21 protein-coding genes are annotated in these 20,481 nt (G+C 64.6%); 9 read left to right on the top strand and 12 right to left on the bottom strand.

Annotation, left to right across the window (positions count from 1 at the left end):
• The first annotated feature begins 32 nt into the window (after nt 1–32).
• Nucleotides 33–263, top strand: coding sequence for a hypothetical protein (locus ACFLEY_RS32700; RefSeq protein ID WP_028154370.1), 231 nt, complete (start codon nt 33–35; stop codon nt 261–263).
• A 385-nt stretch (nt 264–648) separates the two neighbouring features.
• On the opposite strand, the gene ACFLEY_RS32695 is transcribed toward ACFLEY_RS32700, so the two are convergent.
• On the bottom strand, nt 649–1,536 hold the full coding sequence (locus ACFLEY_RS32695; protein WP_060911004.1) for a LysR family transcriptional regulator: 888 nt from the start codon (nt 1,534–1,536) through the stop codon (nt 649–651).
• 198 nt (nt 1,537–1,734) lie between these two features.
• Between ACFLEY_RS32695 and ACFLEY_RS32690 the strand changes: the two genes are divergently transcribed.
• Together ACFLEY_RS32690 and ACFLEY_RS32685 are read left to right on the top strand one after the other, a co-directional pair.
• On the top strand, nt 1,735–2,883 hold the full coding sequence (locus tag ACFLEY_RS32690; RefSeq protein WP_060911005.1) for a patatin-like phospholipase family protein: 1,149 nt from the start codon (nt 1,735–1,737) through the stop codon (nt 2,881–2,883).
• A gap of 92 nt (nt 2,884–2,975) precedes the next feature.
• Nucleotides 2,976–3,926 carry an oxygenase MpaB family protein gene (locus tag ACFLEY_RS32685; RefSeq protein WP_060911006.1) on the top strand — a complete coding sequence of 317 codons (951 nt, stop codon included), beginning with the start codon at nt 2,976–2,978 and terminating at the stop codon, nt 3,924–3,926.
• 283 nt (nt 3,927–4,209) lie between these two features.
• Here the strand turns inward: ACFLEY_RS32685 and glgA are convergent, their stop codons facing one another.
• Nucleotides 4,210–5,598 carry a glycogen synthase GlgA gene (glgA, locus tag ACFLEY_RS32680; RefSeq protein ID WP_249163154.1) on the bottom strand — a complete coding sequence of 463 codons (1,389 nt, stop codon included), beginning with the start codon at nt 5,596–5,598 and terminating at the stop codon, nt 4,210–4,212.
• Nucleotides 5,599–5,819: 221 nt separating this feature from the next.
• Here glgA and ACFLEY_RS32675 point away from each other — a divergent pair, with 221 nt between their 5' ends.
• From ACFLEY_RS32675 to ACFLEY_RS32665, 3 genes are all read left to right on the top strand, one after another.
• The gene (locus tag ACFLEY_RS32675; RefSeq protein WP_060911008.1) at nt 5,820–7,016 is read left to right on the top strand and encodes a CaiB/BaiF CoA-transferase family protein; all 1,197 of its coding nucleotides are present in this window, start codon (nt 5,820–5,822) and stop codon (nt 7,014–7,016) included.
• Between the two features lie 148 nt (nt 7,017–7,164).
• On the top strand, nt 7,165–8,232 hold the full coding sequence (locus ACFLEY_RS32670; protein ID WP_011085564.1) for an alcohol dehydrogenase: 1,068 nt from the start codon (nt 7,165–7,167) through the stop codon (nt 8,230–8,232).
• Between the two features lie 113 nt (nt 8,233–8,345).
• Entirely contained in the window at nt 8,346–9,425 is a 1,080-nt protein-coding gene (locus ACFLEY_RS32665) for an isocitrate/isopropylmalate dehydrogenase family protein (RefSeq protein ID WP_060911009.1), read from the top strand.
• 41 nt (nt 9,426–9,466) lie between these two features.
• Here the strand turns inward: ACFLEY_RS32665 and ACFLEY_RS32660 are convergent, their stop codons facing one another.
• The 3 genes from ACFLEY_RS32660 to ACFLEY_RS32650 form a co-directional block, all read right to left on the bottom strand.
• A complete protein-coding gene (locus ACFLEY_RS32660) occupies nt 9,467–9,742 on the bottom strand; it encodes a hypothetical protein (protein ID WP_396604301.1) in 276 nt (91 codons plus the stop codon).
• 105 nt (nt 9,743–9,847) lie between these two features.
• Nucleotides 9,848–10,663 carry an enoyl-CoA hydratase gene (locus tag ACFLEY_RS32655; protein ID WP_011085567.1) on the bottom strand — a complete coding sequence of 272 codons (816 nt, stop codon included), beginning with the start codon at nt 10,661–10,663 and terminating at the stop codon, nt 9,848–9,850.
• A 127-nt stretch (nt 10,664–10,790) separates the two neighbouring features.
• A complete protein-coding gene (locus ACFLEY_RS32650) occupies nt 10,791–12,140 on the bottom strand; it encodes a murein L,D-transpeptidase (RefSeq protein ID WP_211433945.1) in 1,350 nt (449 codons plus the stop codon).
• A gap of 235 nt (nt 12,141–12,375) precedes the next feature.
• Here ACFLEY_RS32650 and ACFLEY_RS32645 point away from each other — a divergent pair, with 235 nt between their 5' ends.
• Nucleotides 12,376–12,528: a hypothetical protein gene (locus tag ACFLEY_RS32645; protein ID WP_171901239.1), complete on the top strand. Its 153-nt coding sequence runs from the start codon at nt 12,376–12,378 to the stop codon at nt 12,526–12,528.
• A 21-nt stretch (nt 12,529–12,549) separates the two neighbouring features.
• Here the strand turns inward: ACFLEY_RS32645 and ACFLEY_RS32640 are convergent, their stop codons facing one another.
• Nucleotides 12,550–12,921: a helix-turn-helix domain-containing protein gene (locus tag ACFLEY_RS32640; protein WP_014497036.1), complete on the bottom strand. Its 372-nt coding sequence runs from the start codon at nt 12,919–12,921 to the stop codon at nt 12,550–12,552.
• Nucleotides 12,922–12,950: 29 nt separating this feature from the next.
• Entirely contained in the window at nt 12,951–13,997 is a 1,047-nt protein-coding gene (locus tag ACFLEY_RS32635) for a LysR family transcriptional regulator (protein ID WP_011085570.1), read from the bottom strand.
• Nucleotides 13,998–14,479: 482 nt separating this feature from the next.
• Here ACFLEY_RS32635 and ACFLEY_RS32630 point away from each other — a divergent pair, with 482 nt between their 5' ends.
• Together ACFLEY_RS32630 and ACFLEY_RS32625 are read left to right on the top strand one after the other, a co-directional pair.
• Nucleotides 14,480–14,746, top strand: a complete 267-nt coding sequence (locus tag ACFLEY_RS32630) for a hypothetical protein (RefSeq protein WP_011085572.1) — start codon at nt 14,480–14,482, stop codon at nt 14,744–14,746.
• A 203-nt stretch (nt 14,747–14,949) separates the two neighbouring features.
• Entirely contained in the window at nt 14,950–15,681 is a 732-nt protein-coding gene (locus tag ACFLEY_RS32625) for a cytochrome c biogenesis CcdA family protein (protein WP_011085573.1), read from the top strand.
• Nucleotides 15,682–15,706: 25 nt separating this feature from the next.
• On the opposite strand, the gene ACFLEY_RS32620 is transcribed toward ACFLEY_RS32625, so the two are convergent.
• The 5 genes from ACFLEY_RS32620 to ACFLEY_RS32600 all read right to left on the bottom strand — a co-directional run bounded on the left by ACFLEY_RS32620 (nt 15,707) and on the right by ACFLEY_RS32600 (nt 20,206).
• A complete protein-coding gene (locus ACFLEY_RS32620; protein ID WP_060911012.1) occupies nt 15,707–16,363 on the bottom strand; it encodes an HAD family hydrolase in 657 nt (218 codons plus the stop codon).
• Between the two features lie 148 nt (nt 16,364–16,511).
• A complete protein-coding gene (locus tag ACFLEY_RS32615; protein WP_028174779.1) occupies nt 16,512–17,429 on the bottom strand; it encodes an MBL fold metallo-hydrolase in 918 nt (305 codons plus the stop codon).
• Between the two features lie 104 nt (nt 17,430–17,533).
• Complete coding sequence (locus tag ACFLEY_RS32610) at nt 17,534–18,739, bottom strand: NAD(P)/FAD-dependent oxidoreductase (RefSeq protein WP_011085576.1); 1,206 nt, start codon at nt 18,737–18,739, stop codon at nt 17,534–17,536.
• 119 nt (nt 18,740–18,858) lie between these two features.
• A complete protein-coding gene (locus ACFLEY_RS32605) occupies nt 18,859–19,149 on the bottom strand; it encodes a hypothetical protein (RefSeq protein WP_162494074.1) in 291 nt (96 codons plus the stop codon).
• A 97-nt stretch (nt 19,150–19,246) separates the two neighbouring features.
• Entirely contained in the window at nt 19,247–20,206 is a 960-nt protein-coding gene (locus ACFLEY_RS32600; RefSeq protein ID WP_370165409.1) for an AraC family transcriptional regulator, read from the bottom strand.
• Nucleotides 20,207–20,481 lie beyond the last annotated feature (275 nt).

Below are 20,481 nucleotides of genomic sequence, written 5' to 3'. Positions count from 1 at the left end.
CATTTTGTTTCGACGGCCGGGATATTTGGCGCATGGCATACGACACGGCAACAGTACATATGCTCCGCAACGTTCTAGACGACGTTCTTTCCAGCCCGTCGTTCACTCGTCAGCAGCAGCGATCTGCCGTGGAAGTGGCCGAGCGTGTTCTCTGGCTCGCTTCGCAAGGGGAGCGTGAACCGATTAGGATCAAGCGGCACCTGCTAAATGAGTTCTTGGTGTCTGCTGAGAGTGATGCCGAACCGGTCGGCCCCCTCGCATGATCGACTGCTAGCGACTAAGCTCAAAGTCCGTTGGCCCGACTCGGACCTCGGGCGATGTCCGCCCTTCGAACCGCTGTTGATCATCCACCGCGCCTGATCCGCTACGTCTCTTTTGTAAGTACACGTCCGGAGACTACGACGGCGCCGTTCGCCGCCCGACGATATTGAGCCGCATGGCCGCCCTCCGATCCGGGCCCCATGAAAGGGCCCGGGCCCCGATCCGGGCTTTTTTAATGGGGATAGGCGGCTCCGGGAAAATACAGTATCGGTTTACAGTATCGCCCGGCGGCCGAAAGCGGGAAGAACCTTTCTTCTCAATGCCTTCGGCCATTTCGTCCCTTTCCCACAAGGGGAGAAGGAAGAAGAGCAGCGATCGTTCTCGCGGCTACCCCGCAATCGCCCGCCAGTCCGCACCGCGCAGCATGCGCATCACGGCGTTGGCCACCGCCGTGCGCTGGCGGCCGGCGACGCCATAGAGGCTGACGGTGCGGCGGGCATCGAGGCCGGCAACCGCGGCGCGTTTCAGGCTCTCCGGCACGGGCGAGGTGTGGGGCATCATGGCGATGCCGATATCGGCCTCCACCAGTTCGACCAGGTCGCGTTCGCTCGAAATCTCGTGGCCGTGATCGACATCGATGCCGTGCTCGCGCAGGTTCGCTGCGATGCGCTTGGAATGCTCGCAATAGCTGCGGCCGAGCAATTGTTCCGCGCGCAGGTCGTCCGGCTCGATCGTGTCGTGCTCGGCAAGCCGGTGCTCCCTGCTGACGATGAGATCGAACGCCTCGGTGAACAGCGGCCAGACGTCGAGCCGTTCCCAGGCCTCGTCGATCTCGGCGGCGATGCCGAGCTCGGCCTCGCCCTTCTTCAGGAATTCTGCGACCTCGCGGCTCGTCCCGCGCAGGAAGCGGAATTCGAGCCGGTTGAACTGCCGCCTGATCTCGTTGAGGTGCGGGATGAGCAGCGCCAGGTCGACCGAATGCGTCAGCGCAACGCGGAGCGCGCCGACCTCACCACTTTTGAACGAGGAGGCGAGCGAGCGCGCACCGGCGGCGGCGTCATAGCACTGCTTCAGCAGCGGATGCATGCGCTGGCCGAGCTCGGTCAGTTGCGCCGCCGGCCGTTCGCGGCGAAACAGGTCGCCGCCCAGCTCGGCCTCGAGCTGCTTGATCGCGCGCGTCAGCGAGGGCTGCGTGACGTTGCACTCCTCGGCGGCGCGCGTGAAATTCAAGAGCTGCGCCACCGCGAGGAAATAGCGGACCTGGTGCATTTCCATGGATCGGCTCCCGGCAGGATCGGCCGGAAATCTAACCGATCGGGACAGGGAATGATATCCTGGCCGCCATAGCGCGTGCGTATGGTTTCGGAAGCCAAGCGGCATTTCCAAAAGACCCGGCAATCGCGAAAAATGGCAAGACGTAACAATAGCCTTACGCCTGACGAATGATAACCATAGGCCCGACAGGAGCGAGACATGAACGGCATGCGGGACAACGGGCAACGAAAGAGCATGGACCTGCCGGGTCAGGTCGTTCTCGTGCTGCAGGGCGGCGGCGCGCTTGGCTCCTACCAGGCCGGCGTCTACCAGGCGCTGCACGAGGCCGGCATCGAGCGGGACTGGATCATCGGCACCTCGATCGGCGCCATCAATGCGAGCCTCATCGCGGGCAATGCGCCGGAGCATCGGCTGGCGCGCCTGAAGGAATTCTGGAAGCGGATGGAGCAGAACCCGGTCTGGAACTGGCGCACCGCGTTTCCCGACTTCAACGAGAAGCTCGCCTATTGGTCGACCGTGACCCAGGGCATTCCCGGGTTTTTCCAGCCCAACCCGCTGGCGCATGCCGGGGAGTCCTATCCGCTCGGCGCCGATCACGCCGGTTTCTATTCGACCGCGCCGCTGGAGAAGACGCTGAGCGAGCTGGTCGATTTCGACCTCGCCAATCGCTGCGCGCCGCGCCTGACGGTCGGAGCGGCCCATGTCGGCACCAGCGAAATGCGCTATTTCGACAGCCGCGACGGCGAACTGACGGTGAAGCATGTCATGGCCTCCGGCGCATTGCCCCCGGCCTTCCCGGCGGTGCGCATCGACGGCGAACTCTATTGGGACGGGGGCATCCTCTCGAACACGCCGACGGAGGCGGTGTTCGACGACAATCCGCGCAGGGATTCGCTGATCTTCTCCGTGCATCTGTGGAATCCGGTCGGCGCCGAGCCAACCACGATGGCGGAGGTGCTGAACCGGCACAAGGATGTGATGTATTCCAGCCGGATCGCGAGCCAGATCGCCCGCCAGCAGCAGGCCCATCGCCTGCGGCACGTCATCAACCAGCTCGCCGCGCGTCTGCCCGAGAGCGAGCGCAGCGATCCCGCGGTGAGGGAGCTGATGAGCTACGGCTGTTCGACCCGCATGCACGTCGTGCGGCTGCTGGCGCCGCAGCTCGACCGCGAGACCCACACCAAGGACATCGACTTCAGCCCGTCAGGCATTACGCGGCGCTGGCATGCGGGCTATGCCCATACGAGGTCCGTGCTCGCACGAAAGCCGTGGATCGGCGAATTCGATCCGCTCGCCGGCGTGGTGCTGCACGAGCATATGGACGAGATGCCGATTGCGGCGGAGTAGGCGCCTTGTCCGTCATTTGTATCGGGCCGTGACGATTTCACGAGCGCGCTGTCTGGGCTATTATCGCGGCGTCTTCGTCGCGAGGCTCGCAATTGGTCGTTGAGAAAGATCTGGAGGCGGCGCTCGATCAGGTCCGCGCTGACGCGGCGGGGCCGGTCCCCGGCGTGTTCGGCCCGTCCTCGGTCACCTGGTGGATCGACCGGGAGGCCGTCATCTTTCTCGGCGCCGGCCGCGCGCTGCTGCTGCAACTGGCTCACCCCTGGGTCGCCGCCGCCATCGCCGAACATTCCCGGACGTTGACCGATCCGATCGGCCGCTTTCACCGCACCTTCGACATCGTCTTCGCCATGGTGTTCGGCTCGCTCGATCGTGCCTTGCTGTCGTCGCGGCAACTGTACCGGCGTCACAGCATGATCGTCGGAGAGATGCCCGAGACGGTCGGCCCCTTCGCTGCCGGCTCGCGCTACTGCGCCAACGACATCCCGTCATTGCGCTGGGTTCATGCGACGCTGGTCGAGACGGGGCTGATGGCGCATGATCTGGTTCTGCCGCAGCTCTCCGTGGAGGAGCGCGAGCGCTACTGGACCGAGGGCCGGCTGTTCGGCGCCTTGTTCGGATTGACCGGGGATGATTTGCCGGCGGACTGGTCCGGCTTTGCCGCCTACACCGCGGCGATGGTGCAGTCGGAGACATTGACCGTCAGCCCGGCCGCGCGCGAGATCGCGACACAAATCTTCACCGGCGCCCGTCCTTGGTTGCGGCCGCCGCGCTGGTATCGCGCGCTGACGGCAAGCCTGCTGCCGGAGCGATTGCGTGCAGGCTTCGGGTTCGAACTGGACGAGCGCGATATCAGATCCGCCGACAACGCGGTGAAATGGATCAGGCGCGTCTATCCGAAATTGCCGGACAGGCTGCGCTATGTCGGTCCCTACCAGGAAGCGCAGGCGAGGCTGCGAGGAGAGTTGCAGCCGGACTGGATAACCCGTTGCCTCAACCGCGCCTGGATCGGACGGCCGCAGATGGACGTGCGCGGCAAGGGGTGAAGGCCTCGGTCCTCACCCCGTCATCCTGAGAGCTTGTGACCCTATGGGTCGCGAGGGCATCTGACGCGATAAGGCGATAGCGTGAGGTGCGAGCGGCGCGATGCGAGAGCATCGCGCCGGGAGCCTCGAAGGATGCACGGCCCCGCTGCAGCCGGGCCGTCGCCCTTCGAGGCTCGCCGAAGAGGCGAGCACCTTCCAGCGACAACGGCTCCGCCGTTGCGCGGGGGTGACGGGGAGAGATAAGCGCTCGCAATGACGGAGTATGTGGAAGCGCCGTCGCGCCTCACACCGCTGCCAGCTTCCGGTACAGCGCGCTATAGCTGCCGGCCGAGATGCTCCAGGAGAACGACCGTCCCATGGCGCTGCGGCGCATGGAGTCGAGCTGGTCCTGCGCCATGAAGGCTTCGAAGGCCCGGCGGACGCCGCCGAGGAAGGATTCGTGCGAGGGTCTCGAGAACAGGAAGCCGGTCTCGCCGTCGGTGATGGTCTCGGCCAAGCCGCCGGTCTGGTGCCCGATCGGCAGCGAGCCGAAGCGCTGGGCGTACATCTGGCTGAGGCCGCACGGCTCGAAGCGCGACGGCATCAGGGTGAAGTCGCTGCCGGCGAAGATGCGCCGCGCCTGGGCGTCGTTGAAGCCGATCGCAACGCCGATCGCCTCGGGGCGGCGGCGATGCGCGTCGATCAGCGCCTGCTCGAGCGCCGGCTCGCCGGAGCCGGTGACCACGATCTGGCCGCCGGCATCGATGATCTCGTCGGCCGCGGACAGCACGAGGTCGATGCCCTTCTGGTGCACGAGCCGCGCGACGATGCCGAACATCGGGCCGCGCGACACCGCCAGCCCGAACTGCTTGCGCACGTAGTCCGCATTGGCCTTCTTGCCGACCCAGTCGCCGGCGCCGAATTGCTGGGCGAGCTGGGCGCAGGAGCGCGGGTCCCAGCTCTCGTCGATGCCGTTGAGGATGCCGGTGAGCTCGGCGGCGTCCGAGCGCAGGCGGAGCAGACCCTCCAGGCCGCAGCCGAACTCGGCCGTGGTGATCTCGCGCGCATAGGTGCCGCTGACGGTGGTGAGATGCGAGGCGTAGACGAGGCCAGCCTTGAGGAAGGAGACCTGGTCGTAGAATTCGAGGCCGTCGATGTGGAAGGCGCTTTCCGGTGCGCCGATCCGCCGCAGCGAGTCCTTCGGGAAGAGGCCCTGATAGGCGAGGTTGTGAATGGTCAGGATCGACGGCAGCTTGGCGCCGCGCCAGGCGAGATAGGCGGGCACGAGCGAGGCCTGCCAGTCGTTGGCATGGATCAGGTCTGCTGCCCAATTCTTGTCCAGCTTGCCCATGGCCAGCTCAGCGGCTGCCGAGGCAAAGCGCGCGAAGCGGATGTCGTTGTCCGGCCAGTCGCGTCCGGACTCGTCGCCATAGGGATTGCCGGGCCGGTCGTAGAGTTGCGAGCATAACAGCACATAGACCGGCAGGCCGTCCTTGGTCGCGGCCCGGCCGAGCGAGCAGGCCGGCAGATCCGCAAACGACGGGCAGCGGCCAACGATCTGAATATGCGTGAGTTGCTCGATGATGTCGCGATAGCCGGGCAACATGATCCGGATATCGGCGAAGGGGCGAAGGGCTCTGGGCAGGGCAGCGGAAACGGCTCCAAGTCCGCCGACGCGGACGAAGTCGTCCATTTCTGTCGTAACGAACAAGACCCTCAAGAACAGTTGCCCCTTGCCGATCCGGTTTGCTGCTATGCAAGAACGGGTCCAGTTGCCCCGCAATTCCCAAGCACGCCTGCGAAACGCCTCCGCTCGGTAAAGACTTTCCTACTCAGCCGCCGCCCTCTAGGGTCGGCGCACCAACAACAGAGAACATTCATTGTTCCCAGGATACGCCAGGAGACGCGGCACGCATGCAGCTAGCAGATAAGCATGAGAGCACGACGACAAAGGCCTTCGCCGGACTCAGGGTGCTGGATTTTTCGACCACCATCGCCGGTCCCCATTGCACGCGGATGCTCGCCGATATGGGCGCCGAGGTCATCAAGATCGAGACCGACGGCGGCGAGACAATGCGGACCCGGCCGCCGCTGCGCAAGGGGTGCAGCACCGTATTCGGCCAGCTCAATGTCGGCAAGAAGAGCGTCGTGCTCGACCTCAAGTCCGAGGACGGCAGGGAGGCGATCCTCCGGCTGGCCGCGACCGCCGACATCCTGGTCGAGAACTTCCGGCCCGGCGTGATGCACCGGCTGCGGCTCGACTACGACAGAATGCGCCCAGTCAATCCCAGGCTGATCTATTGCTCGATCTCGGGCTACGGCCAGAGCGGCCCCTCGGCCGAGCTGCCGGCCTATGCGCCGGTGATCCACGCGGCCTCCGGCTATGACATGGCGCATCTCGCCTACCAGCCCGGCCGTAACCGCCCCGACTATTGCGGCATCTACCATGCCGACGTCGTCACCGGCACCTACGGTTTTGGGGCGATTGCGTCGGCGCTCTATCAGCGCACGGTGACCGGGCTTGGCCAGCACATCGACGTCTCCATGCTGGAGTCGATGCTGACGCTGACTCTGATCGAGTTGCAGAGCTCGCAGTTCGCGGTGAAGCCGCCACCGCGCCCGATGTTCGGGCCGACCGAGACGGCCAATGGCTATGTCATGATCACGGTCGCGAGCGAAAAGACGTTTCAGTGCTTGATGGGCGTGATCGGCCGCCCCGACTGGATCTCCGATCCGCGCTTCTCCGCCTACGCTGCGCGCCGCGAGAACTGGGCCGACTTGATGGACGGCGTCGAGGCCTGGTCGCGGCAGCTCTCGACCGAGGCATGCCTCGTCGCACTCGGTGCGGCCGGCGTGCCGGCCTCGGCCTATCGCACCGTCTCCGAGGCGCTGGCCGATCCGCAGCTCGCGCACCGGCAGGCGCTCTCGTCGGTGGAGGATGGCGGCGGCTCGTTCCAGGTTCTCAACCTGCCGTTCCGGATGTCCGGCGCCGACACGACGCCGGCCAGGGCGATGGCCGCGCTCGGCGAGCACACGGATGCGTTGCGCGACGAGATTGGCCTCGCCGATGACGCGTCAATTCCGTCAGGCAAAACGGCCGCGCAAGGGTGACGGAAGGCTCGGTGCGGCGAGCAATGCGGCCTTGCGCGCGGCCGGCTTGCCACCGTCGGCCGGCGTAAACTAGACAGGTGCGCGTTTGTCTCGCCTCGCCGGCCGTGGCATGGTGGCGCGACAACAAGAAGCATGCGGGAGGACGCCTATGAAGAGTTTCAAGGTCGCCGATTTCAAGGCGCCGCTGCAGGAGTTCGACGAGCCCACGCCGCAGCCGTCGGGCACGCAGGTGCTGATCAAGGTGAAGGCCGCCGGCGTCTGCCACAGCGACCTCCATATCTGGGAAGGCGGTTACGATCTCGGCCATGGCCGCAAGCCGCTGTCGCTGAAGGACCGCGGCATCAATCTGCCGCTGACCATGGGCCACGAGACGGTCGGTGAAATCGTGGCTTTCGGTCCTGACGTGAAGCCGACCGACCAGGGTGATCTCAGGCTCGGCGATGTCGGCCTGGTCTATCCCTGGATCGGCTGCGGCAAGTGCGCGACCTGCCTTGGCGGCGACGAGAACATGTGCCTGACGCCGCGCTCGCTCGGCGTCTATTGCGACGGCGGCTATTCCGATCACATGCTGGTGCCGCATCCGCGTTATCTGCTGAACCTCAAAGGGCTCGATCCCGCGACCACCGCGCCCTATGCCTGCTCGGGCGTCACCACCTACAGTGCGCTGAAGAAGGTCGAGCAGCATTTCGACACGCCGATCGTGATGTTCGGCGCCGGCGGCCTCGGACTGATGGCGCTGTCGCTGTTGAAAGCGATGGGCGGCAAGGGCGCGATCATGGTCGACATCGACGCCAGGAAGCGCGAGGCGGCGGAGAAGGCCGGCGCGCTTGCGACCGTCGATCCCAAGGCGCCGGACGCGCTGGAGCAGCTTGCCAAGAAAGCGGGCGGGCCGATCCGCGCCGTCATCGACCTCGTCGGCAATGCCGCGACGACGCAGCTCGGCTTCGACTGCCTGACCAAGGGCGGCAAGCTCGTCATCGTCGGCCTGTTCGGCGGCGGCGCGACCTGGGCGCTGCCGCTGATTCCGATCAAGGCGGTGACCATCCAGGGCAGCTATGTCGGCAATCTGCGTGAGACGCAGGAACTGCTCGACCTCGTGCGAACGAAGAACGTGCCGCCGATCCCGGTGACGCGTCAGCCGCTCGCCAAGGCCAACGACGCGCTGGTGCAGTTGCAGCAGGGCGCCGTGGTCGGACGCACGGTGCTGACGCCGTAGTTTCTCTTTACGTCATTCCGGGGCGATGCAAAGCATCGAACCCGGAATCTCGAGATTCCGGGTTCGGTCCTGCGGACCGCCCCGGAATGACGCCCGAAAATGCAGGAACCCCCATGTCCGCAAACAACGCCTTCCACATTGCCGTGCTCGCCGGTGACGGCATCGGCCCTGAAGTCATGGCTCCGGCGATCCAGGTGCTGCGCAAGATCGAACAGAAATCGGATCTGCGCTTCCGCTTCACCGAGGCGCCGGCCGGTGCCAACAATTATCTCGCCACCGGCAAGTCGATGCCCGAGAGCACGATCAAGCTGTGCGAGGAGGCGGATGCGATCCTGCTCGGGGCCTGCGGCCTGCCGTCGGTGCGCTACCCCGACAACACCGAGATCGCGCCGCAGATCGAGCTGCGCTTCATCTTCGATCTCTATGCCGGCGTGCGGCCGGCGCGGCTCATTCCGGGCGTGCCGAGCCCGATCGTCGGCGCCGACACGCGCGGCATCGACCTCGTCGTGATCCGCGAATCCACCGAGGGCCTGTTCGCCTCGATGGGCAAGGGCGTCGTCACCCATGAGGATGCGCGCGAGACCATGGTGATCACGCGCCGGACCTCCGAGCGCCTGTTCGAGTTCTCGTTTCGCCTCGCCGCACGCCGCAAGGCGCGCGGCAAGCCGGGGATGCTGACCTGCGTCGACAAGGCGAACGTGTTCAAGGCCTTTGCCTTCTTCCGCGGCATCTTCGACGAGATTGCCAAGAAGCATCCGGAGGTGAAGACCGACCGGCTCTATGTCGATGCCTGCTCGGCGATGCTGGTGAAGCGTCCCTGGGATTTCGACGTGATGGTGATGGAGAACATGTTCGGCGACATCGTCTCCGACATCACCGCGAGCCTGATCGGCGGTCTCGGCATGGCGCCGTCGGCCGACATCGGCGACAAATACGCCGTGTTCCAGCCTTGCCACGGCACCGCGCCCGATATCATGGGGCAGGGCAAGGCCAATCCGACCGGCATGATCCTGTCGGCCGCGATGATGCTGGACTGGATCGCGGACAAGCACGGCGTCGAGAGCGCGGCAGAAGCCGGCGAGACGATCGAACGTGCGGTGGACCAGGTCTATGCCGGCGGCATCAAGCCGATGGAGTTCGGCGGCAGCAACGGCACGGCCGACATCACGAAGGCGGTGCTGGGGGCGCTGTAGTCAGATGCCAAGAGAAAGGGGCCTCGCGGCCCCTTCGTCGTTCACCAGCGGTGCCAGTGGCGGTGACCCCAGCCCCATGGGCGCGGGCCGCCATAGTACCGGCGCGGGCCATCGTAATAGCCATAGGCGCCATAATAGTTCGGACGCCACCAGCAGCGGCCCCACTGATTACAGACCATTCGGACCTGATCGACGTTGGCGGCCGGGCCGCGATCGGCCTGCGGAATGCCGTTCGGCATCGCCGCGAGCGCTTGCCCTGACGTCAGCGCAGCGCTGCCGAGCGCGGCCAGACCAAGCACAGCAAACTTGAGTTTCATCGCAATCTCCCTCGTTGGTGGCGGAAGAACTTGCGACGGATCAGTTGGTTGCTATCGCGGTGCAGGAGACAGAGGAATTTAATCTTCCTGAATGCCGGTTCAGCTTCACCGCCCCGAAAATTGCGGCTTGCGCTTCTCCATGAAGGCCTGCCGGCCCTCGCGAAAATCGGCGGAGTCCATGCAGGCATGGCCGATCGCCTTGATCGCCTCCATGTCGCGACCGCTTTCGTCCTTCAGCACCTGTGCGATGGTGATCTTGGCGGCCTTGATCGCGAGCGGGGCGTTCTGCGAGATCGTCGCGGCGATCGCCATGGTCTCGCCCCAGAGCTGATCGTCCGGGACCACGCGCTCGACGAGGCCAATGCGCAGCGCTTCCGCGGAATCGATCCGCATGCCCGTGTACATCAGCAGCCGCGCCCAGGACGGGCCGACCAGCGACACCAGGTGCCGCAATCCGTCGTAGCCATAGGCGATGCCGAGCCTTGCCGCGGGAATGCCGAACTGGCTGCCAAGCGCAGCGATGCGGATGTCGGCAAGCATCGCGACCTGCATGCCGCCGCCGAGACAAAAGCCCTGGATGCAGGCGATCGTCGGCTTGGGATAGTCGGCGAGCAGCGCGCGCTGGGCGGCGCTGCGTCTGGCGTAATCCTCGGACGCCGCCGCGTTGTGGCGCGTCTTCTCGAACTGGCTGATGTCGGCGCCGGATACGAACGCCTTGCCGCCGGCGCCGCGCAGGATCACGACGCGCACCGCGTCGTCGTCGCGCAAGGCCGTCAGTGCCTCGCCAAATCCCTCCCACATCTCCAGCGACATCGCATTGCGCTTGTCGGGATTGTTGAAGGTGATCACGCCGACGCCATCAGTGGCGTGCTTGAGGATCTTGCCGTCGGCGTAGGAAGTTTCATTGGAAATGTCGGGCATCGCGCGCTCGCTTGTCGTAGGCCGGGCGCAATGTGCTGCCGGGCCGAGGTCCGGGTCAACCGCGGCGAGGCGATGGGCTCTGCATCCGCCTGTGCCGCGATTGCATGGCGCGGCTACTGCGCCAATCCTAGCGCGTCATGTGCGCGGTCAGCGGATGGCTGCCGGCATTGCTGAAGAAGGCCGCCTCTTCCGCGGTCGCTTCCAGCAACTGCTCGTCCTGGTTATAGACGTCGTTGCGGAACTGGACGGTCTGGTCCTTGGTCATCCACGCCGTGAGATAGGTCCAGGCCACCGGGACCTTCTTCGCCATGGCGACGTCGAGGTGCTGGCCGCTCGCGATTTCAGCGTCGATCGCGGCGCGGCTCCACTTCGGCTGGTCCTTGAGCAGCCAGGCGGCGAGATCGCGCACGTTGTCGACGCGCGAGCAGCCGTGGGAATCGAAACGGTAGTCGTCGCTGAACAGATTGCGCTGGTTGGTGTCGTGCATGTAAACCGAGTAGGCGTTCGGCATGTCGATCTTCACCGCGCCGAGCGCGTTGAAGGTGCCGTTCTGCTGGCGCACAGTGAAGTTCGGCGTATGCGTGCCGGACCAGTCGACCGAATGCGGATCGATCGGATTGTCGTGGGCGTCGAGCACCTCCATGTGCATACGCGACAGGTAGGTCGGGTCCTTGCGCATATGCGCGGAGATTTCGGTCTTGGCGATCGATGACGGCACCGTCCAGGTCGGATTGAGAACGACGCTGGTGATCTGGGCCGTCAGTGTCGGCGAGGGCTTTTCGGTCTTGCCGGCGATGACGCGATAGCGCCGCACCACGACGTCGTTCTCGACCGCTTCGGCAAAGGCCGCGGGGATGTTGACCACGACATAGCGCTGGCCGAAGCCGAAATCCATGTTCTCGAGCCGCTGGAGCGAAGCCTCCAGCTGCCGGATGCGCTTCTGCACGGAAACGTTCATCGCCGCGAGCGTGCGCGGCGTCACCATGCCGGTCGGCGCCAGCCCGTGGCGAGCCTGGAAACGCTTCACCGCGTCCGCGAGATCCTGGTCGAAGGCGCCGCTTGCCTTGTCGGCGGAAAGGTCGCCGGAGACGATCAGCCGCTTGCGCAGCAGGTCGTCATTGGCGCCCTGGACGCCGAGTGCGAATTTGGCGTCTGCCGGGATCGTCGGCCAGCCGCCGCGCACCGCGAGATCGGAATAGCTGAGCGCCGCGTCCTTGATGCGCTGGGCTGAGCCCTCGTCATAGGTCGGCTCGTGCGTCATCGCGAGCGCTGCGGCCGAGCGGCTTTCCGGCGTCGAGGCCGAGGTCGACGCGGCGGTTTTCGGCGCGGCCGCGTGGGCCGGATTGGCGGCGGCCGGCACGGTGCCGCCCGACGCCGCCGGGCTGGAGCCGGCCTGGCCCGTGGTCTCGGTCTGCGCGAGCGCGGAAGCGCTGGCGAAGAGGCCCATGGCAATCATCACGGCATGGCGCTTCGACATCTGTCTTGTTCTTCCCCTGAGGACGAGGCCCGGACGAGCGCTCGCATTGGCAATTTCCCGGTCGCCGCGCCGCGGGCGCCGATTGGTAAGATCGGCGGGAAGCTAGGGCATCAATATTGAGGTCCCATTAAGCACGGCAGTCGAAAACTCCGCGCGTCCAGTGCGGAGTCTCTCGATTGGGTCGCGGCAGGGTGGAGATGGGTTCGCGAAAACCGCGGGCGGGGGCAGGGAAAAGATGAAGAAAAAGATCAAGAAAAAGGCCAAAAAAAAGGGCGGTCAGGCCGCCCGAATGCCGCGCGCGGACGGCGCGCAGGCCAAATCCGATCCAGCAGGTCTCGTTCAATCCGGCCGCGCCCCCGTGACGCGGTGGATTGAACGTCGGCCTTGAAGGCCAGACCGCCGAGATGGATCAGGCTTCGTTCGCCGCGATCGATTCCATCAGCGAGACGAGCTGACGCTGCACCGTCTGGTCCTTGATCTTGCTGTAGGCGCGCAGCAGGCGGAGGCTGAAGGCCGAATCGAGGAACAGCAGGCTCTCGACTTCGCGCGCCTTGTTGTCGCCGTCGTAGAAGAAGGTCACGGGCACGTCGAGGGCGGTGGCGATCTGCTGAAGCCGAGCCGCGCCGACGCGATTGACGCCCTTCTCGTATTTCTGAACCTGCTGGAAGCTGACGCCGAGCTTCTCGCCGAGCTCGGCCTGCGAGATCTTCATCTCGACGCGCCGCAGACGGATCCGTTTGCCAAGCTCGATGTCGGGCTTGCCGGCACTGCGTTGCTTCATTCTTTTCGCCGCTGTTTTCATGTTCGTTCTCACCGTTCTTCGGTTGAAAATCCCCCGAAGAGCTGGGTCAGGGGTTCGCCCATATACGAGTCCTTGAATTCATGCGGGTGCACGAACTCTTCCTTAAACCACGGGAAGCGAGCCGGATTGAAAGCCTCGATCAGCCAGTCAATCATGTGCCGTACCCGCGGAATTCGGCCGCTACCGGGATGGTAGGACAACCAGATATCCAGCGGTCGGTTCAGCTCGACCTCCAGTGGAATCAACTTCCCGCCAAGCGCGACGGCGTAGCTCGGGAATACGCCGATTCCGGCGCCATTCGCGACAGCCCAGTAGTTGGCGCTTGAGACGTTGGTCTTCATGACCAGAAGGTCACGTTCAGGAACGCCCGGGAAGAAGCTCTCGAAAGTTTCCTTGGCGGCGAGCTGGTCGGCGAATTGCAGCACCAGGCGGTGCTTGATCAATTCCATTGCCGAGCGCGGAGCGCCATGTTTCTCGATGTATTTCTCGGAGGCCCAGAACATCAGATGCATGCGGCCGAGCCGCACCAGCTTGACGTCGAGCGCGGAAGGACGCGACAGGTGGATGGCGACGTCAGCCTCGTGGCGGGAGACGTCTGCGGATCGCATCGCGCAATGCAGGTCGACCAGAATCTTCGGATAGGCCTGCTGGAATTCGACCAGGCGCGGGGCGAGCCAGAACGTCCCAAGGCCCTCGGTCACCGCGACGCGGACCTCGCCGGACAGGACATTGGCCGTCGAATCGCTGGTGCGCAGCACGTCGAACGCAGCCGCCTCCATTCGTTCGACGGCGGAGACCACCATCGTGCCCTCGTCAGTCAGGTGGGTGCCGTGCACGTCGCGGGTGAAAAGGGTAGTGCCGGTCTGACGCTCGAAATCGTCGATGCGTCGGCGGACGGCGTTGATCGACAGCGACAGACGTTCGGCCGCCGAGCGGAAACTTCCGGATCGGACGACTTCCAGGAAAATCCGGGCGGCATCCCAATCCGAGAGGCCGCTGAGATTTGCTTTTTGGCGTTCCTCTAGTGGAACGCCCCTTTCCGCCAAGGAGTGCATACAAGTCCCTTCGGGTTGTTAAACTGGCAGAATCTGGCGCAAACCACAACCACGACGGGTTGGGGAATGGCGAGTTTTGAACGCCATCCTTACTACCTCGAAGGTGGTATCTGAGTGCGGCCAAGGGCTGGGAATCGGGCAAACTTTCGCCCGAATGAGGGATGTCGCGTGAGTTCCGTTGCGAGCCGTGAAATGGCTGCGGGATTGTCGGCGCTGTCCGCAGTGGATCTGCTTGCGAGAGAGGCGTTCCCGCCTTCCAGGACGGATCGATCACAGCGCATCGTGCGTTCTACCCTTCGTCGTTTCGATGATGGCCAATTAAGCAGCGGGGCGATGTTCGCCGGAACCGCAGTTTCAACGCAGAAACACACTGAAATCATGTTCAGAGGCGCAGCGGCCTCGTGCTATCGTTGGCTCTCCATGGGGGCCAGAGGGGTCGTCACCAACACGTCTCGCAGGCCGAATTAACGGAAAGAACGCCGGTGTCGCATTCAGACGAACAGTTGCAGTCGGTGCTGGAAACGCTCGAGGAGTGCCGCAGGGTTCTCAACGAGATCAATAGCCGTGAGTCGGCCGAGCTGCTGTCCATTGTCATCCTGGACGTGCGGATGAAACTCAAAGGAATTGACAGTGCCGATCTCAAGGCATTGTGCGACGAAATGCTGCGGAGCGCTGCAAGCGAACCGCCACCCCCCTCCAAGCAGACGCAGGACCAGCCCCGGCGTCCGCTGCTCCGCGTGGTGAAGTAGCCGCGCCGCCGGATCTCGCTTTTTGGCAAGGTTTGTGCGCGTCCCGATGCCGCATCTGTGATTGCGGACGGCATCGGGAGGAGCCCTGGTTTTGTGCGCCTCTGTTGCGCATTTTCCGGCATCGGCTACACCAGAGCCGGTGCTCCGGGCCGCGCGCATTCCCCGCGCGCCGCGCCGGCGCCTGAGATGGCTCCGACTGCATCATGCAAAATGTTTCGATCCCGGCGGCGCTGATTGCCGGCCTCGTCAGCTTCCTCTCCCCATGCGTCCTGCCGCTGGTCCCGCCCTACCTGATCTATCTCACGGGCGCGACGATCGAGCATGTCGAGAGCGACGAGCCGTCATCGGCCTCCAAGCGCGCAATCATGATGTCGGCGCTTCTGTTCGTGCTCGGCTTCTCCACCGTGTTTGTGGCGCTCGGCGCCAGCGCCTCGCTGGTCGGCGGGCTGATCCGGGCCTGGTCGGCGGAGCTGTCGATCCTCGCCGGCGTCGTCATCATCGTGATGGGTCTGCACTTCCTCGGCCTGACGCGCATCGGCCTGTTGATGCGCGAGGGCCGGCTGCCGATCCCGAAACCCGTCGGCCTGTGGGGCGCCTACATCATGGGCCTCGCCTTCGCCTTCGGCTGGACGCCCTGCATCGGCCCGATCCTCGCCGCGATCCTCTCGATCGCCGCGGCCGAAGCCACGGTGACCAAGGGCGCAGGGCTCCTCGCGGTCTATTCCGCGGGCCTCGGCATTCCCTTCCTGATCGCCGCGCTGATGATCGAGCAGTTCTCCGCGCTGTTCGCGCGCATGAAGGGCCATCTCGTCAATGTCGAGCGCGCCATGGGCGTGTTGATGGTGATCACCGGCATCGGCTTTCTCACCGGCGCGGTCTCGAATGTGAGCATCTGGCTGCTGGAGACGTTTCCGGCGTTGCAGACGTTCGGGTAGGGCGTGTCGAATGGGAGTGCTGCAATCATTCCATGCTCAGCAAAGCCGGAAGGTCGCTCATGCGATGAAAGAGGTCGTCGCAGACAGCTGCTAACTCTTGCTCAATTTCCGGATCACCTCCGGTAAAGCCGAGGACCCTCATTCCTGCGGCCTTTGCTGCGCAAATCCCGGATAACGAGTCCTCAACAACGATGCAACGTGAGGGGTGAGCGCCCAACGTCTGCGCAGCATGCAGAAACAGGCCGGGGTCCGGCTTCCACGAACCAACCTCGTACGCACTGAATATGCGTCCTTCGAAGTGCCCCAGCAGGCTCGTCAATCCGAGTGCATGCGTGAGTTTCGACATGGGTCCGTTAGACGCCACGCAAACCGGAGCAGTGATTGCAGCCAACGCTGCATGGATTCCCTCGACAGGCCTCAGTTCGGCATCAAAAGCCAGCGCGGTTGCTTGCCGAACGTCGGCGACGAAAGTGTCTCGGACACTGCGGCCTAACCGGCGCTCGATTTCGCGCACGCAATCCGTCATCTTCACCCCTCGGAACGAACGTATCGCGTCTTCCATGCTGATCGACACGCCTTCCTCAGATGCTGTCCGGACCAGCACGGTCAGAGCAATGATCTCACTATCGACCAGGACACCGTCCGAATCGAAGATAATGAGTTCGGGACTTGCACAGGTCATCCTTGCGATGCTCCAAGCACATAGTTCATCGGTACTTCTCGCTATATCCGGGTCGGTGGACGGGGGCCATACCGGGCTGATTGAATTCAGGGCGCGTACTCACTAACGTCATGAGCACGCGCCCCGTTCGGCCTAACTCAACAGGCGGTCAGTAGTCCCAGAAGGCCGGCACAAAACGGAAGGCGTCGCCGTCGATCGCCACCCGGCCGATGGACGGGAACGGCAGGTGAGTGGCCACCAGCATCTCGCCGGTCTCGGCAAGCTCTCGCAAGAGACGGACACGAACGCGCGCGGCCTCCTCGGGATCGTGCTCGAAGCCGTTGTGCCAGTCGGGCTGTTCGAACCCGACCGCAAACACGGCGTCGCCGGCGAATGTCAGCGCATCGCCGCCGGACGCTACGCGCACCACGCTGTGTCCGGGGGTGTGACCGCCGGTGCGACGGGCGATGACGCCGGGCGCAATCTCGTGGGTCTCATCGAACTGCCGCAACTGACTGCCGTACTCGCTCACGAACCGCTTGGCGGTCGCGCGAAGCGCGTCCGGGAATCCCTGCGGCATGGCGGTCTGCGAGAAATCGGGCGACTCCCAGAATTTGACCTCGGCGGCGGCCACGTGGATCCGAAGGTCCTTGCGCAATCGCTTTTTCACCCCGTCGACGAGCAGCCCGCCGATGTGGTCCATGTGCAGATGGGTCAGCACCAGATCGGTCACGGACGACAGATCGATGCCGGCAGCCTCCAGTCGCTTGATCAACTGTCCGGCCCGCGGCAGGTGCAAGTTTGGGTCGGACCCCAGTCCAGCGTCGATCAGGATGGTCTTGCCGCCGCTGCGCACCATGACCGCATTCAGCGCCCAGTCGAAGGCATCCTGCGGCAGGAACATGTCGTGCAGCCAGGCCGCACGTTCGGCCGGGGCGGCGTTGTGCGCCAACATCGTGGTTGGCAGCGGCAGCACGCCGTCGCTGACCACCAGCACGTCGATCTCGCCGACCTTCAGCGCGTAGCGCGACGGAACGAGCTCTTCAGGTCCGGATGACACGGGGTACGAGGTGTTGTGCAGATTCATGTCTGTCTCCTGTTTCATGGGAAAGTGGTTGGTCCTGGTTCTGGCTGGTCTTGGTTGAGCGGACCGCGTAGCCAGGAGAGCGCGGCCGTCATCGCCTCGTGTAGTTAGAGACTGGTCACGCGCTCCGGATCGGCCGACGCGAGCGCCGCGGCGCGCTCGGCCTTCGGCGGATAGATCCAGACGGTGTTGATCTCCTGCTTGGTCTTCTTGGCGACGTCGCCGACCAGCTCGACCTTGCGCTCCCAGCCGCGCGTGAACACCGCGCCGGCTTCGCCGAGATCGAGGCAGGTGACGTAGGCCTTCTGGTGATACGGCCTGGTCGGAACGCCCAGCAGCTCGGCGGCGGCGTTGTTGCCGGCAAAGGCGCCCATGCGCGTGGCGTGCTGGCACGACATCAGCGCGTAATTGCCCTCGTCGTCGCATGCTGCGCGCGCAGCATCGCCGGTGGCGAAGACGCCGGCGACGACAGGCACGCGCAGATCTCGGTCCACCAGCAGGCGGCCGAAATTGTCGTGCTCGGCTGGAATCTGCGCGGTCAATGGCGCGGCGCGGATGCCGGCCGCCCAGACCACCGTCTCGGTTTCGATATGTTCGCCGGTCGATAGCGTCACGCCGGATTTGTCGAGCGAGACGACGCCGGCCCCGAGCCGCATCTCGACGCCGAGCTTTCGCAACGCATCCTCGATGAGCGGGCGGGGGTTTTCGCCCATGTCGGGCGCGATCGCGCTGTTGCGCTCGACGATGATGACGCGCGTCCTGGAGTCCTTGCCGAAGATGTTGCGCAGGCGCGCGGGCAGCTCGGTTGCCGCCTCGATGCCGGTGAAGCCGCCGCCGGCAACGACGACCGTGTCGCGTCCGTTCACGGCCGGCCGGTCGGCCAGACCGTGCAGATGCTTGTCGAGTGCGATCGCGTCATCGAGCGAGTCGACGCTGAAGCCGTGCTCGGCAAGGCCGGGAATGTTGGGGCGGAACAGCCGGCTGCCGGTGGCGATCACGAGGCGGTCGTAGGACAGTGTCGTGCGCGTGCCCCTGGGAGTGGCGATCTGCACCATCCGCGCCTTGGTGTCGATCGTCTCGGCGCTGCCCTGGATGTAGTCGACGTCGATCGCCCTGAGGACATCGAGCAGCGGTGCCGTCAGGGTTTCCGGCTTCGGCTCGTAGAGCCGCGGGCGGACCACCAGCGTCGGCTCCGGTGCGATCAGGGCGATTTCGAGATCGTCAGGCGAAACGCCCTGGATGTCGCGCAGGCGGGCCGAGGAGAGGGCGGCGTACATGCCGGCGAAGCCGGCGCCAATGATGAGCAGTCGCATGTGGTTGACTCCTGGGGTTAGTACTCGGGACGTGCGCGCGTCATCGCCGCCGCCTTGTGTGGGCAGAGCCTGTGCGATCGACGATGACGCGACGAGGTGAAACGGAGACCGCCGGACCCTTACGGCGCGGCGCAGTTCGGCAGTGAGGACAGCAGCGCAGGGCCATCACATGCCGCCGGGCAGCTTCTCGGGCCCGATGTCCAGCCGCGCAGAGCTGCCGGCACCATCGGTTTTCTGGGCCAACCCTGATTGATCAGGATTGACGTCGCGGGATTGGCGTTTTGCGTCGCTTGTAAGGTCGCTTCTTCGGCTGTCGGCTGGGTGAAGCGTACGGTCAGCGAGAGCCCATACAGCAGCGCCGACGTGATGGCTTTCCGTCGCGGTGCGATTGCAAGGTGTTTCCAGTCCATCGTTGGTCTCCGTCCGCGTCGTGCGATGCCAAGATGTTTAGCGAACCAGATATCCGACTGCCCCAGAGCGATTGCCGTCCCTGTCGAGAGATTGCTGCTAACGCATGCGCCTGCGCCAATCGCTCGGCGTTTCACCCGTCAGCTTCTTGAAGGCCGCGGCGAAGGCGGTCTGCGAGGAATAGCCAAGCGCTGCGGCAACCGAGACGACCGATTCGTCGCTCTCCCGCAGCATGTTCATGGCCTGCTCGAGCCTGTGCTGGCGCAGCCAGGCATGCGGCGAGAGCCCGGTGCTCTCCTTGAAGGCACGGCAGAAGTGAAAGCGCGAGAGGCCGGCATCGGACGCCAGCGCATCGAGCGAGATGTCCGCATCGCTGTCCGAGCGCAACCGTTCGATCGCACGGAGAAGGACCTTCGGCGACAGCCCGCCCATGGTCTGTTGAAAATTGGTCGGCGAACCGGTGTGGGCAACCAGCAGGCGGGTGGCCAGAAGATCCGTCAGTTGATGACGGAACAACGTATCCAGGGCTCCGTTGCCCCCCAGCGCATCCGCTGCACTCAAGAGCAGTCTGGACGTGATGGGATCGGGATGCGCAGTCCGCTCCAGCAGGTCGGCCGGTTTTGCGGTCCCGGCTTCGTCGGCAACGCGCTTCAGTGTTGCATTCGGAAGATAGAGCTGGACCACATCGACAGGCTTCGGAATATCCCATCGGGAGCTCGATCCTTCTGGAATGATGATCACCACTCCAGGACGAAACGTGCCGATCGCAACCGATTTTCCCGACCGCCGCTCCATGCGCTGCATCATGCCGTTGTACGCCATGATCACATGGTGGCTCATGGGCTCGACGACGTCGTGCAATGGATCATGTTTCCAGTGGGCGATGCCGGCGCCGGAGGAATCCAATGCCATGCGAGCCGGTTCGGTCCTGAGCACCCGCGCCATCTCTGCGTCGGCGGCCCGCCGTTCGGAGGTCGAGCCATCGTCCGGCTGTGCGCCGGGTGCGGACGGCACGCCGTTGTGCGAGGGATTGCGCATGAGTGTGCTGCTCTCGATCATTGCGTGGCTCCTCCTGATCGCATCGAGCTTCGGATCAGGTGCCCGTATTTGTACGGGTCGGCGCACGTTCTAGGCGGCGCAAACTCCCAGCGTCTTTCCTGAAGCGGCCATGCTTTGTCCGATCCTGCTCCGGGCAGGCGCGCGTTTTCGAAAATGCACGACGGGCGGCGCTGAGTTGCCTGGGTCTTGAACGGAGATTTTGTGAAAGACGTTTTATGACAAAGGGTGCGAGGCCTTCACATGGCTATCGCTCTAACCTGCAAATCCGGCATTGG

It is taken from the genome of Bradyrhizobium sp. YCK136, assembly GCF_044570075.1.
GTDB lineage: Bacteria > Pseudomonadota > Alphaproteobacteria > Rhizobiales > Xanthobacteraceae > Bradyrhizobium > Bradyrhizobium diazoefficiens.
Note: the sequence above shows the minus strand (reverse complement) of the source record. Positions and strands in the feature narration are given on the sequence as shown.

Coding starts and splice junctions, on each gene's coding strand:
- ACFLEY_RS32690 (WP_060911005.1), top strand. CDS start 1,735: ATGAACGGCATGCGGGACAACGGGCAACGAAAGAGCATGGACCTGCCG.
- ACFLEY_RS32600 (WP_370165409.1), bottom strand. CDS start 20,206: ATGATCGAGAGCAGCACACTCATGCGCAATCCCTCGCACAACGGCGTG.
- ACFLEY_RS32610 (WP_011085576.1), bottom strand. CDS start 18,739: ATGCGACTGCTCATCATTGGCGCCGGCTTCGCCGGCATGTACGCCGCC.
- ACFLEY_RS32665 (WP_060911009.1), top strand. CDS start 8,346: ATGTCCGCAAACAACGCCTTCCACATTGCCGTGCTCGCCGGTGACGGC.
- ACFLEY_RS32625 (WP_011085573.1), top strand. CDS start 14,950: ATGCAAAATGTTTCGATCCCGGCGGCGCTGATTGCCGGCCTCGTCAGC.
- ACFLEY_RS32655 (WP_011085567.1), bottom strand. CDS start 10,663: ATGCCCGACATTTCCAATGAAACTTCCTACGCCGACGGCAAGATCCTC.
- ACFLEY_RS32635 (WP_011085570.1), bottom strand. CDS start 13,997: ATGCACTCCTTGGCGGAAAGGGGCGTTCCACTAGAGGAACGCCAAAAA.
- ACFLEY_RS32675 (WP_060911008.1), top strand. CDS start 5,820: ATGCAGCTAGCAGATAAGCATGAGAGCACGACGACAAAGGCCTTCGCC.
- ACFLEY_RS32620 (WP_060911012.1), bottom strand. CDS start 16,363: ATGACCTGTGCAAGTCCCGAACTCATTATCTTCGATTCGGACGGTGTC.
- ACFLEY_RS32645 (WP_171901239.1), top strand. CDS start 12,376: ATGAAGAAAAAGATCAAGAAAAAGGCCAAAAAAAAGGGCGGTCAGGCC.
- glgA (WP_249163154.1), bottom strand. CDS start 5,598: ATGGACGACTTCGTCCGCGTCGGCGGACTTGGAGCCGTTTCCGCTGCC.
- ACFLEY_RS32615 (WP_028174779.1), bottom strand. CDS start 17,429: ATGAATCTGCACAACACCTCGTACCCCGTGTCATCCGGACCTGAAGAG.
- ACFLEY_RS32700 (WP_028154370.1), top strand. CDS start 33: ATGGCATACGACACGGCAACAGTACATATGCTCCGCAACGTTCTAGAC.
- ACFLEY_RS32670 (WP_011085564.1), top strand. CDS start 7,165: ATGAAGAGTTTCAAGGTCGCCGATTTCAAGGCGCCGCTGCAGGAGTTC.
- ACFLEY_RS32605 (WP_162494074.1), bottom strand. CDS start 19,149: ATGGACTGGAAACACCTTGCAATCGCACCGCGACGGAAAGCCATCACG.
- ACFLEY_RS32660 (WP_396604301.1), bottom strand. CDS start 9,742: ATGAAACTCAAGTTTGCTGTGCTTGGTCTGGCCGCGCTCGGCAGCGCT.
- ACFLEY_RS32640 (WP_014497036.1), bottom strand. CDS start 12,921: ATGAAGCAACGCAGTGCCGGCAAGCCCGACATCGAGCTTGGCAAACGG.
- ACFLEY_RS32650 (WP_211433945.1), bottom strand. CDS start 12,140: ATGTCGAAGCGCCATGCCGTGATGATTGCCATGGGCCTCTTCGCCAGC.
- ACFLEY_RS32695 (WP_060911004.1), bottom strand. CDS start 1,536: ATGGAAATGCACCAGGTCCGCTATTTCCTCGCGGTGGCGCAGCTCTTG.